General features: G+C 67.2%; 12 protein-coding genes. 11 read left to right on the top strand and 1 reads right to left on the bottom strand.

What is annotated here, in order from left to right:
* Positions 1-87 precede the first annotated feature (87 nt).
* From QOD90_RS19950 to QOD90_RS19970, 5 genes are all read left to right on the top strand, one after another.
* Positions 88-501 carry a hypothetical protein gene (locus QOD90_RS19950; RefSeq protein WP_526352562.1) on the top strand — a complete coding sequence of 138 codons (414 nt, stop codon included), beginning with the start codon at positions 88-90 and terminating at the stop codon, positions 499-501.
* A gap of 133 nt (positions 502-634) precedes the next feature.
* The gene (locus QOD90_RS19955) at positions 635-2,191 is read left to right on the top strand and encodes an aldehyde dehydrogenase (NADP(+)) (RefSeq protein WP_526352574.1); all 1,557 of its coding nucleotides are present in this window, start codon (positions 635-637) and stop codon (positions 2,189-2,191) included.
* A gap of 30 nt (positions 2,192-2,221) precedes the next feature.
* Positions 2,222-3,151 carry a 5-dehydro-4-deoxyglucarate dehydratase gene (locus QOD90_RS19960; protein ID WP_526352563.1) on the top strand — a complete coding sequence of 310 codons (930 nt, stop codon included), beginning with the start codon at positions 2,222-2,224 and terminating at the stop codon, positions 3,149-3,151.
* Positions 3,151-4,416 (top strand): glucarate dehydratase family protein, encoded by a 1,266-nt coding sequence (locus QOD90_RS19965; protein ID WP_526352564.1) that lies wholly within the window; start codon positions 3,151-3,153, stop codon positions 4,414-4,416. The genes QOD90_RS19960 and QOD90_RS19965 overlap by 1 nt, the downstream gene beginning before the upstream one ends.
* Positions 4,417-4,481: 65 nt before the next feature.
* On the top strand, positions 4,482-5,396 hold the full coding sequence (locus QOD90_RS19970) for a LysR substrate-binding domain-containing protein (RefSeq protein WP_526352565.1): 915 nt from the start codon (positions 4,482-4,484) through the stop codon (positions 5,394-5,396).
* 68 nt (positions 5,397-5,464) lie between these two features.
* Here QOD90_RS19970 and QOD90_RS19975 read toward each other — a convergent pair whose 3' ends face one another.
* Complete coding sequence (locus tag QOD90_RS19975; RefSeq protein ID WP_526352566.1) at positions 5,465-6,454, bottom strand: 2-hydroxyacid dehydrogenase; 990 nt, start codon at positions 6,452-6,454, stop codon at positions 5,465-5,467.
* Between the two features lie 307 nt (positions 6,455-6,761).
* Here QOD90_RS19975 and QOD90_RS19980 point away from each other — a divergent pair, with 307 nt between their 5' ends.
* From QOD90_RS19980 to QOD90_RS20005, 6 genes are all read left to right on the top strand, one after another.
* Complete coding sequence (locus QOD90_RS19980) at positions 6,762-8,315, top strand: ABC transporter substrate-binding protein (protein WP_526352567.1); 1,554 nt, start codon at positions 6,762-6,764, stop codon at positions 8,313-8,315.
* 18 nt (positions 8,316-8,333) lie between these two features.
* Positions 8,334-9,260: an ABC transporter permease gene (locus QOD90_RS19985; RefSeq protein ID WP_526352568.1), complete on the top strand. Its 927-nt coding sequence runs from the start codon at positions 8,334-8,336 to the stop codon at positions 9,258-9,260.
* A gap of 12 nt (positions 9,261-9,272) precedes the next feature.
* Positions 9,273-10,256 (top strand): ABC transporter permease, encoded by a 984-nt coding sequence (locus QOD90_RS19990; protein ID WP_526352569.1) that lies wholly within the window; start codon positions 9,273-9,275, stop codon positions 10,254-10,256.
* Complete coding sequence (locus QOD90_RS19995; protein WP_526352570.1) at positions 10,253-11,275, top strand: ABC transporter ATP-binding protein; 1,023 nt, start codon at positions 10,253-10,255, stop codon at positions 11,273-11,275. Before QOD90_RS19990 ends, QOD90_RS19995 begins: the two co-directional genes overlap by 4 nt.
* Positions 11,268-12,296 (top strand): ABC transporter ATP-binding protein, encoded by a 1,029-nt coding sequence (locus QOD90_RS20000; protein ID WP_526352571.1) that lies wholly within the window; start codon positions 11,268-11,270, stop codon positions 12,294-12,296. The genes QOD90_RS19995 and QOD90_RS20000 overlap by 8 nt, the downstream gene beginning before the upstream one ends.
* A gap of 5 nt (positions 12,297-12,301) precedes the next feature.
* A partial coding sequence (locus QOD90_RS20005; protein WP_526352572.1) for a TSUP family transporter occupies positions 12,302-13,004 on the top strand: 703 nt, incomplete at its 3' end.

Raw genomic sequence — 13,004 nt, forward strand, 5'->3', positions numbered from 1 at the left:
TACTAAGCCTCCGCGCCTCGCCCACCGCCGCGGCACGTCATCTCAATGGATTCCACGTGATTGCAACCATCGCCTGCTCGTCACGGCATGCCTAGCGTCGCGGGAGTGCGGCTATTCGTGGTGGATGGGGCTGGAGACGACTGGAGCGAGCTGACGACCGGTGGCGAACCCGCCGTTCGATTGGCGGCGCCTGACCTTCAGCGGGCCCAGCGCGGGCGCGCGCGGATCCGGTCCGATCGCGGCGATGTCGAGGTGATCCTCGACATCACGGTGGCGGTTGCGTCGGACTTCCGTTCGGTGCGAGATCTGGCGGCCGTCGACGACGGGACACTGCGCTATGCAGGCACCGTCGATGGGCTGACCGGGCTGATCTCCGACATCGAGGTGGCGGGCGTCGCGGACGGCGTCACCCTCATTTCCGCGTCTCCCCGCGTGGACCTGCGCCGGCTTGGTCAGGACGTGCTGCAACGATTGGTGCTGCGCGGCGCCAAGTCCGCCTGACGGGCACCACCGACTAATGCAGGCCCTGCATTAGTCGGTGCGATATCGGTCTTGGACACGTATTGATCTGAGACTTAGCGTTGACCGCGTGACGACATTCGACACCGCACTCACGGACACTCTGATCGGCCGGATGATCATCGCCGGCGAGCTGGTAGCGGGCAGCGGGACCGAGATCCACGCCTTCGACCCCGCCGCGGGCACCGATCTCGAACCCGGCTACCGCTATGGCGACGCCTCGCACGTCGAGGCCGCGTGTGCTGCGGCGGCCGCCGCCTTCGGCGAGTACCGCGCCACCACCTCCGAGCGTCGCGCCGCCTTCCTCGACCAGATCGCCGACAACGTCGAAGCGCTCCGCGACGCACTGGTCGCGAGGGCGTCTGCCGAGACTGGCCTGCCCCAGGCGCGCATCGCCGGGGAGGTTGGCCGCACCACCGGACAGCTGCGACTGTTCGCCGAGGTGTTGCGGGAGGGCAGCTGGAACGAGGCCAGGATAGATCCCGCCCGACCCGACCGGACGCCGTTGCCGCGCCCCGACCTCCGCCAACGCTCAGTACCGCTCGGACCCGTTGCGGTGTTCGGCGCCAGCAACTTTCCGCTCGCATTCTCCGTCGCGGGGGGTGACACCGCCTCAGCCCTTGCTTCGGGGTGCCCCGTCGTCGTCAAGGCACACGACGCCCATCCAGGGACCTCCGAACTGGTCGGCCGCGCCGTCAGTGCCGCCGTCGCAGCGTCGGGGCTGCCAACCGGCACGTTCTCGATGCTGTTCGGCGACGGCCCTGAACTGGGCACCGCGCTCGTCACGGATCCGCGGATCAAGGCAGTGGGCTTCACCGGATCACGTTCCGGCGGACTGGCCTTGGTCGCTGCGGCCGCCGCCCGCCAGGAACCCATCCCCGTCTACGCCGAGATGAGCTCCATCAACCCGGTGTTCCTGCTCGACGGGGCGCTGGCCAGCCGCGGGGCCGACCTGGGCCGCGCGTTCGCCGCGTCGCTGACGATGGGATCGGGACAGTTCTGCACGAACCCCGGCCTCGTCATCGCCGTTGACGGGCCCGACCTCGATGCGTTCGTCGCGGCCGCCAAGGATGCGATCGGGCAGGCGCAGGCCACCCCAATGCTGACGCCGAACATCGCCGCGAGCTACGCCAGGGGAGTCACTGCGCTCGATTCCGATGCCGACCTCGTCGTGCGCGGAGCGGCCGGTGATGACCGGACGACGTGCCGGGCCGCGCTGTTCAGCACCGATGCCGCGACCTTCCGGGACTCGGAGGTGTTGCAGGCAGAGGTGTTCGGCGCGTCGAGCGTGGTCGTCCGATGTGCCGATGCCGACGAGATGGCCTCGGTGGCAGCTCATCTCGAAGGCCAGCTGACGGCGACGCTGCACGCCGACGACTCCGATCACGACCAGGCCGCCGACCTGCTCGCGCTGCTGGAGCTGAAGGTCGGCCGCATCCTGTTCAACGGTTGGCCGACCGGTGTCGAGGTCGGGTACGCAATGGTCCACGGTGGGCCGTCACCTGCGACTTCGGACTCGCGGACGACCTCCGTCGGGGCTCGTGCCATCGAGCGCTTCCTTCGGCCGGTGTGCTATCAGGACGTGCCGAAGTCGTTGCTGCCCAGTGCAATCGCGGATGGAAATCCCGAAGGACTGTGGCGCCGCATCGACGGCAAACTCACCCAAGACTGACCAACGACATTGCGACCAAGGAGTCACGACATGCTGGACGGCGTACTTTTCTTCCCCGTCACCCCCTTCACCGAGAGCGGTGACGTCGACCTCGCGAGGCTCGCCGAGCACGTCGCCGAGGGTGTCGACGCTGGGCCGGGTGGAGTCTTCGTCGCTTGTGGCACAGGCGAATTCCACGCCCTCGAGACCGGTGAGTTCGCCGGCGTCGTCCGCACCGCGGTCGAGGCGACGGGTGGCCGGGTGCCGGTCTACGCGGGCGCGGGCGGTTCGGTCGCCCAGGCCAAGATCTTCGCCAAGGCGGCCGCCGAGGCAGCCGCTGACGGGTTGCTTCTCTTGCCGCCCTACCTGGTCACGATGCCTCAGCGCGGACTGGTGGACTACACCCGCGCCGTCGCGGGTGCCACCGACCTGCCGTTGATCGTCTACAACCGCGGGAATGCCCGCTACACCGAGGCTTCGGCGGTCGAGGTCGCACACCTGCCCACCGTGGTCGGGTTCAAGGACGGTACCGGCGACGTCGATTTGGTGGCCCGCATCGTGCGTGCCGTCACCGATGCACTCGAGCCCACCGGCAAGCCGTTCCAGTTCTTCAACGGCCTGCCGACTGCCGAGGTGTCGCAACAGGCGTACCGGGCGATCGGCGTCACCCTCTACTCGTCGGCGACGTTCGCGTTCGCCCCCGAGTTGGCCCTGGCCTTCTACGACGGCCTGGAACGGGACGACGACGAGCTCGTCACCGCGCTGCTGCGCGAGTTCTTCCACCCGCTGGTCCGGTTGCGGGATACGGTGCCCGGCTACGCGGTATCGCTGATCAAGGCGGGCGTCACCATGGAAGGCCTTGCGGCAGGACCGGTTCGACCGCCGCTGATCATGCCGTCGCCCGAGGACCTCGACGCGCTCGCGCAGATCATTGCGGCGGGACGCGCGGTGATTGCGGACGAACTCGCGGTCGCGCGCTAATGGCGGCAGGCGCGATCCGCATCACGGGCGCCCGCATCACACCGGTCGCCTTCGCCGACCCGCCGCTACTCAACACGGTAGGCGTGCACGAGCCATTCGCGCTGCGCGCGATCATCCAGTTGGACACCGACGTCGGCCTGGTCGGACTGGGGGAGACGTACGCCGACGACAAGCACCTGGCCCGGCTCGAAGCAGCAGTCGGTGCGGTCCTCGGCCTGGACGTCTTCGCGCTCAACGAGATTCGCGCCGCCATCGCCGACCGGCTTCGAGGTGACGACGCCGCGGTGGGCACCGCGGGCATGATCACCTCGGCGAGCGCCGTCGATCAGGTGTTCTCCCCGTTCGAGGTGGCCTGCCTCGACGTGCAGGGACACGCCACCGGGCGGCCGGTCTCCGACCTTCTCGGCGGCAAGGTCCGCGACGCGGTGCCGTTCAGCGCGTACCTGTTCTACAAGTGGGCGGCCCATCCCGGCGGGCAGCCCGACAGCTGGGGTGAGGCACTCGACCCGGCGGGGATCGTCGCCCAAGCCAGGCGCATGGTCGACGAATATGGTTTCACGGCAATCAAACTCAAGGGTGGCGTATTCCCGCCCGATGAGGAGATGAAGGCCGTCGAGGCGCTGCGCGAGGCCTTTCCCGGCCATCCGCTACGACTCGACCCCAATGCCGCGTGGACGCCGCAGACGTCGGTGAAGGTAGCAGCGGGCCTCGCGGGCATCCTCGAATACCTGGAGGACCCGACCCCCGGCCTGGACGGCATGGCCGACGTCGCCGCCCAGTCGCCGATGCCGTTGGCCACCAACATGTGTGTCGTCGCATTCGATCACGTGGCACCGGCGCTCGCCAAGGACTCCGTCAAGGTGGTGCTCTCGGACCATCACTACTGGGGTGGCCTGCAGCGGTCGCGACTTCTGGCCGGCATCTGCGACACCTTCGGGCTCGGACTGTCGATGCACTCGAACTCGCACCTTGGCATCAGCCTGGCGGCGATGGTGCACCTGGCAGGCGCCACCCCGAACCTCAGCTACGCTTGCGATACCCACTGGCCGTGGAAGACCGAGGATGTGGTCAAGGCGGGGGTGCTGGGCATCCGCGATGGTGCGGTGGCGGTGCCGACCACGCCAGGCCTTGGCGTCGAGATCGACGACGAGGCGCTCGGCGCCCTTCACGAGCAGTACGTCCGGTGTGGCATCCGCAATCGCGACGACACCGGCTACATGCAGAGCATCCACCCGGAATTCGAGGCCAGCAGTCCGCGCTGGTAGCTACACTCATACCTGATCTGCGTCGTTCTCGGGCAGCTCATACTGAGAGTGCATCGGAGTTTGCCTTGTTTTCCTTGGCCCGGTTGTCCTGTTTCATCGCCGTTGCCGAGGAGCTCCACTTCGGCCGTGCCGCCGAGCGGTTGCACATGACGCAGCCGCCGCTGAGCAGACAGATCCAGCAGCTGGAATCCGAGCTCGGCGTTCAGCTCATCGATCGCACCACCAGGTCGGTCACCCTCACCCCCGCGGGGGTCGCGTTCCTTCCCGACGCGCGCCGGATCCTGCAATTGGCCGAGGGTGCGGCGCTGACCGTCAAGCGAATCCCGGCAGGAGATCTCGGCACCGTCGTGGTCGGCTTCACCGCCGCGTCGGCACACGCGGTGCTGCCCCGCCTGCTCGAGCGCGCCAGGGATCAGCTTCCCGACGTGAAACTCGAACTGCGCGAGATGGTTACGGCTGTCCAGCTCGAGGGCCTTATGACGGGCGAGATCGATCTGGGCATGGTCCGTCCCCCGGTGAAGCGGCCGGGGATCGTGTCGCGCCCGCTACTGCACGAACAACTCGTCGCCGCCCTGCCCGTTGGACACCCGTTGGCGAATCTGGCCAGGCAGTTGACGCTCAACGACCTCGACGGTCAGGACGTCGTCATGTACTCGCCGGTGCAGGCCCGATACTTCAACGACCTGCTGATCAGCACCTTCACCATCGCGGGCGCGACCCCGCGCTACGTCCAGTACGTCACCCAGGTGCACACCATGCTGGTGTTGGTGCGATCCGGAATCGGGATTGCGTTGGTGCCAGCGTCGGCGGCGACGCTGCATCCGGAGGGCGTGGTATTCCGGTCCATCGGCGCCTTCCGCGAGCGGCCCGTCGAACTCGATGCCGCCTGGCGGGGTGACAGCACCAACCCGGCGCTGTTGCGCCTGCTGCGCGATGTGCTGCCGCAGCGCGAGTGGACCACCGATGACCTCGTCGACTGACGCCGAGTGGCCAGTTATCGCACGCAAATACGGGAAAAGCGTGTCTTAACTGGCCGCTCGACGAGTAGCTAGCTCGACGTCGTGGCGGGCATCGGCACCGGCGTCACCAGCTGACCCGACTCCAGGAACTCGTCCAGGTTGCGCAGCGTGAGCTGCTCCATCGCCGCCCGCGTCTCGACGGTGCCGCTTCCGACGTGTGGCAACAGCACCACGTTGTCCAATGTCAGGAGTTCGGCGGGCACGTTCGGCTCGTCGGCGAACACGTCGAGCCCCGCGCCCGCCAGCCGGCCGTGTGCGAGTGCGTCGACCAGAGCCGGCTCGTCGACGACGCTGCCACGGGCGATGTTGATCAGATACCCCGACGAGCCGAGTGCGTCGATCACGTCGGCGTCGACCAATTGCCGGGTGCCGCTACCGCCCGCCGCCGCGACCACCAGCACGTCCACGCCGCGCGCGAGTTCGACGGGGGATTCGACGTAGGTGTACGGGGAGTCGGGCTTCTCACTGCGGTTGTGGTAGGAGATCGTGCATCCGAATGCGCTGAGCCGCTGGGCAATTGCCGATCCGATGCGGCCGAGGCCGATGATGCCGACCCGGCTGTTGCTGACCTGACGGGTCAGTGGGTAGTTGCCGGTGAGCGGCCACTGTCCAGCGCGGACGTAGCGGTCCGCAGCCGAGAACTGGCGCATCACGTCGATCATCAGTCCCACCGCGGTATCCGCGACACAGTCGGTCAGGACGTCGGGCGTATTGCTCACGCCGACGCCCCGCGCCGCGGCGGCGTCGACGTCGGTGGTGTCGTATCCGACCCCGAAGTTGACGACCGCGCCGAGGTTCGGAAGTGCCGCCATCAACGCGGCGTCGACTCCGGTCCGGCCGGAGGTCACCGCCGCGGTGATCTCTGCGCCGTGCGAGGACAGGAACGCCTCGCGCTCGGACGGCTCCACCGGCAGCAGGTATGCGGCGTAGTTCTCGGCGAGGGTCTGCTCCAGCGAGGGCTTCAGCGGGCCGACCTGCAGCACGGTCCGGTTCTGGGGACTGCGATGGCGAGTACTCATGGTGCTCACCACGGTACGGCGACCTGCGGATACCCGTCCAACCCCGAATTAGCATGGACTCATGTCCAACCTGCATGGACGGTCGATTGGCAGCGCCAGCAGGGTATCAACTCGCGACGGGCCCACCCGGATCCGCAGCTCAACGCCTGTTTTGGTCGGATCGAGTGCGGTCAGCAGGCCATGAGCAGACGGACTTTTCGGCCGTTCGGGTGGCTTGACGCTGGCAAAACACCGTCCTTACGGTGTGTCTGCGATCACACGTCGTATCCACATACGTGGACGCCACACCAGCAGCCCTGGAGGACACATGAGTTCGAGAGCGGCCTTCGCCGTCGGCGTCGCGGTACTCACCGTCGCGACGAGCGGCTGCACCGTCGCCAACTCCGGCCACGGTGGTTACGACGCCAACACCCTGCGCATCGTGCTGCCGCAGGAACCGCCGACGCTCGAGCCGTGTGAGAGCTCGTTGACGTCGACCGGAGTCGTGGTGCGGTCCAACATCAGCGAACCGTTGATCGAGCGCGACCCCAGTTCCGGAGACCTTCGACCGCTGCTGTCCACCGGGTGGCGCAAGAGTTCCCCGACCGAGTGGACCTTCGACGTCCGCTCCGGTGTCACCTTCTCCAATGGTGCGCCCTTCACCGCCGACGACGCGGCCTTCGCGATCGACCGCGCGGTCAACTCCGATCTGCAATGCAACGTCGACGGATACGTGTTCGGGGACGAGAAGCTCAAGATCGCCGCGCCCAACGACACCACTTTGACGATCGGCACCGATAAGCCGGATCCGATTCTGCCGCTGCGCATTTCGTTCGTCGAGATGGTGCCGCGCGGCACCAGCATGACCGAGAAGGTCCGCGAACCGATCGGCACCGGCCCCTACGCCATCGAGAACTGGGACTTCGGCCAGAAGCTGACGCTGGCGCGCAATCCCCACTACTGGGGCCCGCCGCCCGCGTTCGCCCGCGCCGAGTATCAGTGGCGCAGCGAGGGCACCGTCCGAGCCGCCATGATTACCAACGACGAGACCGACATCGCCGTCGGCCTGGGCCCCGAGGATGGAGCAGGCGCACTCGGCGTCCCGTTCCAGAACAACGAGACCACCGCCCTGCGGATGCAGGCTACCGAGGCGCCGCTCAACGACATGCGGGTGCGGCAGGCGATCAACTACGCCGTCAATCGCACCGGCATAGTGAAGGCGCTATTCCGAGGTCTCGGCGAGCCGGCATCGCAGCTGATCCCCTCCGGCGTCGTGGGATACAACGACGAATTGCCGCTGTGGCCCCACGATCCCGAAAAGGCGAAGGCGCTGGTCGCCGAGGCCAAGGCCGACGGTGTCCCGGTCGACACCCAGATCCGGCTCATCGGCCGCACGGCGCAGTTCCCCAAGATCGCCGAGACCGTCGAGGTGATCCAGAGCGAACTCGCAGACATCGGCCTCAACGTCAAGATCGAGATGATGGACACGGCATCACAGCTGCAGTACCAGCTACGCCCGTTCCCGGTCGACACCGGCCCGTATCTGTTGATGATCATGCACGGCAACCAGGCTGGCGATGCCGCCTTCACGATGGATCAGTACATCCTCAGCACCGGACCGCAGAATGACTACGGCACAGTCGAATTCGACAAGAAGATCGAGGCCGCGGAGGCCCTCACCGGCCAGGCCCGCCAGGATGCGTTCGCGAAACTGTTCGCCGAGGAACCGCAGGAGATCATGCAGATGGCCTACCTCGCCCACATGAAGGGCATCCTCGGCAAGTCGCCGCGCGTCGACTATCAGCCCAATTCCGCGACCGGTGACGAAATGCGATTGTCCGAGATGACGTTCGCATCGGCCGACCGTACGAACACCCAGTAGCACGAGGAGACACAGCCCATGTTCTCGTTCGTAAGGCGCCGGATGTACACCAGCGCACTGCCATTGATCATCGTTCTGCTCGGCGTGTTCCTTCTCGCCAGGCTCACCGGTGACCCGACCAACCTCTACCTGCCCGAGTCGGCGACTCCCGAACAGCGCACCGAATTCGCCGCCAAGAACGGGTTCGACCAGCCGATGCTGACCCAGCTGGCCGACTACTTCAAGGGAGTGCTTCACCTCGACTTCGGGACGTCGCTGCGGACGGGGGAGTCGGCATCGGAGATGGCGTTCCGCGCCTTTCCCGCCACGCTCCAACTGGCCTTCACGACAATGCTCTTGGCCATCGTCGGCGCCGTGGTCATCGGCTGCTGGGCTGCCTACCGGCCCAACTCGCTTGCCGACCGACTCTCCAGCCTGCTGTCGATGACCGCGGCGAGCATTCCGGACTTCTGGTTCGCGATCACCGGGGTTTGGCTCTTCGCCGTGCTGCTTGGTGTGCTGCCGACCTCGGGCACCGACGGGCCGCTGGCGTGGATCCTCCCGATCGCCACGCTGATGATCCGTCCGCTTGGCGTGCTGACGCAGGTCGTCCGCGGCGCCATGGTTTCGGCGCTGTCGGCCCCGTACGTGCGGCTGGCCAGGAGCAAGGGGGCCGGCGACCTGCGGGTGGTCACCCACCATGCGCTCCGCAACGCGGCCGCCCCTGCCCTGACCGTTGCGGGCGACCTCGCGGTGGGCCTGATCAACGGCGCCGTCGTGGTCGAGGCGATCTTCGGTTGGCCGGGCATCGGAAAGCTCATGATCGACGCGATCCTGCAGCGCGACTTCGCCGTCCTGCAGGCAGCGGTGCTGCTCACCGCCGTCAGCATCTTCATCCTCAACATCGCCATCGACGCCTGTTACGCGCTGCTCGACGCACGCGTCCGGGAACCGGCACGGGTATAGGAAGACAGCCACATGAGCACTCAACTCGACCTCGTACCCGTCAAGCCGACCACGGCGATCGTCGGCGAGGCCACCTCGAAGAAGTCCGGACGGGCCGTCTGGTTCCGGCTGTTGGCCAACGATCGCGTCGCCGCGTGCGCCGCGGCCGTGCTCGCTCTGGTGTTCCTCACCGCACTGTTTGGACCGATGCTGATGGGTCACTTCGCCACCACCATCGACCTGGACAACTCCAACCAGGCGCCCTTCACGCTGGCGCACGGCTGGGCGAACGTGCTCGGCACCGATCCGCTGGGCCGCAGCATGCTGGCCAGGCTCATCGTCGCAAGTCGGACCACCCTGTCGGTTGCCATTCCCGCGGTGGTGATCTCGGCGGTGATCGGGTCCCTGATCGGCATGTGGGCGGGGTACCACCGGGGTTGGCGGGAGACAGTCGCAATGCGGGTGGCCGACGTGATCATGAGCTTCCCTTCGCTGCTGCTGGCCGTCGTCGTCCTCTACGTGTTCTCACCGAGCGCGGCGAACATCGTTGCCGTCCTTGCCCTTACCCGCATCCCGGTCTATCTGCGCACGGCCCGCGCCGAGTCGGCCGAGCTGCAGAGCCGGTTGTTCGTCGACGCCGCCCGCACCTTCGGCGCCAGCACGTCGGCGATCATCACCCGACACGTGCTTCCGATCGTCCTTCCGACCCTGCTGACCGTCGCGACCCTGGACTTTTGCTACGTCATGCTGGCGGAGAGCTCCTTGAGCTTTCTGGGCATCGGCATCCAGCCCCCCGACGTCAGCTGGGGACTCATGGTCAGCCAGGGCCGCACCTATTTGAACTCGGCGTGGTGGCTGTCGTTCTTCCCCGGCCTGGCCATCGTGATCACCACGGTGTCGGCCACGATCCTCGCGTCCTGGGCAAGGATCGCGACCGATCCCGGTCAGCGGTGGCGGCTCACCGTGCCGCAGAAACGACTGTCCCGCTTCACCAAGACCACGAAGGCCCTCTCATGACCGCCATCGCAGAACGTCCGTCCGCCGACGTCGACCCGGCGCTGCGGGTCGAGGGGCTCACCGTCGACATCCGCACGATTTCCGGCACCGTGCGCGCCGTCAACGAGGTGTCCTTCGATGCCCGCCGTGGCGAGACGCTCGCGCTGCTCGGCGAGTCCGGGTGTGGCAAGTCGATGACGGCGACGGCGCTCGTCGGCCTGCTCGAACCCGTCGCAGAGGTCACCGGTGGATCCGCGAGACTGACCGGCCGCGACGGCGTGGCCGACCTGCTGACCGTCGATCGCAAGGCCCGCCGCAGGCTGGCAGGCACCGAGCTGGCGATCGTCTTCCAGGATGCGCTCACCGCTCTCAACCCGCTCTACACGGTCGGCACCCAACTCGCCGAGCCCTTTCAGATCCACCATGGGATGAAGCCGAAGGACGCCAAGGCAAAGGCCGTCGAACTGATGGCGCGCGTTGGCATTCCGCAACCCGAGGCGCGGTTGAACTCCTACCCGCACCAGTTCTCCGGCGGCATGCGACAACGGCTGCTGATCGCGATGGCGGTCGCGCTGAACCCCCGCGTCCTGATCGCCGACGAGCCGACCACTGCCCTGGACGTCACGGTCCAGGCGCAGATCATGGCGCTGCTTCGCAGCCTGCGCAGCGAGTACGACATGGCGATGGTGTTGATCACCCACGACCTGGCGCTGGTCGCCGAGGAAGCCGACCGGGTGGCGGTGATGTATGCCGGCAACATCGTCGAAACCGGGCTGGTGTCAGAGGTATTCGCCAATCCGAGGCACCCCTACACCAAGGGCCTGCTCGATTCGGTGCCCGTGAACGCGGTCCGTGGCGACGAGCTCAAGTCGATCGGCGGGGCACCGCCGGATCTGCACTCCATCCCCAAAGGCTGTGCGTACCAGGCGCGCTGCCCACTCGTCCAGGACGTCTGCCGGATCAGCAGGCCTCCACTGGACACCGTCGGCAGCAGGCACCGGGCCGCGTGCCACTTCCCGCAGGAGGTTGTCAATGTCTGAGAATACGGCGGCTGAGAGGACGGCGGAAGCTCCACTGCTCCAGGTCCGCGATCTGCGCAAGTCGTTCCGGGTGCCAGGCAGCAAGTCCGGCTTGACGGCACTCGATGGCATCACCCTGGACGTCGGCCGGGGGGAAACCCTCGGTCTCGTCGGTGAATCTGGTTGCGGCAAGTCGACGTTGGCCCGCACCCTGATGATGCTCGAACGCCCGGACTCGGGCAGCGTCTCGTTCGACGGCATCGATCCGTTCACCCTGCGCGGCAAGGACCTGCTGAAGTTCCGGCGCCGCGTGCAGATGGTGTTCCAGGACCCGTACGCATCTCTCAACTCACGGATGACCGCGGGTGACATCATCGCCGAGCCGTGGCGCACCCACAAGGGAATGCACAAAAGCAGGTCCGACCGCGACATGCGGGTGCGTGGCCTGCTCGACCTGGTCGGTCTCGGCGCCAAGGCCGCGGACAAGTATCCGCAGGAATTTTCGGGAGGGCAGCGTCAACGCATCGGCATCGCCCGCGCGCTGGCACTCAATCCGGACGTGATCATCTGCGACGAACCCGTGTCGGCGCTCGACCTTTCGGTGCAGGCGCAAGTCCTGAACCTCCTGAACGACCTGCAGAAGGAACTCGGGATCGCGTACGTGTTCATCTCGCACGATCTCTCGGTGGTCCGGCACGTCGCAGACCGCGTCGCCGTGATGTACCTGGGCCGAATCATCGAATCAGGGCCCACCGAAGCGGTCTTCGAGTCGCCGAACCATCCCTACACCGCGGCCCTGATGTCAGCGGCGCCAAAGCTCGACGCGGCAGACCGCGGCGAGCGGATCCTGTTGAAGGGTGAGGTGCCCTCGCCGCTCAATCCCCCGTCGGGCTGCCGTTTCCGGACCCGGTGCTGGAAGGCGACCGATGTGTGCGCATCCGAACGCCCCTCGCGCGCAGCCGATCCCCGCGTCGCGGCGCACGGCGCGGAGTGCCATCACCCGTTGCTGGCTGAACCGTCGGCGCTGTCGCATAGCGCCTGAGCGCGGTGAGCGTCACCGCGTACGCCGTCATCGCCCTGGCGATCTTGCTGGGATCGTGCCTGCAGGCGTCGATCGGCTTCGGCATGGGCATGCTCGCCGCCCCCGTCGTCGCGATCATCGACCCGAGCCTGATTCCCGGCACGCTGATCATGCTGGCGTCGCTCGTCACGTTGATGGTCACCGTGCGCGAGCGCGAGGCCATCGATCTGTCCGGCACCGGCTGGGCGCTGGTGGGACGGGTTCCCGGAACGATCGCGGGTGCCCTGTTGCTGACCGCCATCCCGGAACGTGCGCTGGCGCTTCTGATCGCCGGTGTGGTGCTGTTCGGTGTCGTCTTGACCAGCCTCGGCTGGGTTCCCGCGCCGCGGCGGCGAAACCTGATGCTCGCCGGTGCCACGTCGGGGGTGTTGGGTACCGCCACCTCGATCGGCGGGCCGCCCATGGCACTGGTGTGGCAGAACAGCAGCGGGCCGAAACTGCGGGGCACGATGAGCGGGTTCTTCCTGGTCGGTTCGGTGCTGTCGATCGCGGTGCTGGCGATCACCGGCGCGGTGCACGCGGATACGTTCCGCACCTGCGCGCTACTCATCCCGGCGATGCTCGCGGGCTATCTGCTCTCGCGGCGAGTCAACGGATTGTTGAACCCGAAGCGGCAGCGATGGACGGCGATCGCCATGTCAGCCACCGGTGCGGCCTTCCTGATCTCGC

This window comes from Mycobacterium sp. (assembly GCF_032161845.1).
Classification (GTDB): domain Bacteria; phylum Actinomycetota; class Actinomycetes; order Mycobacteriales; family Mycobacteriaceae; genus Mycobacterium.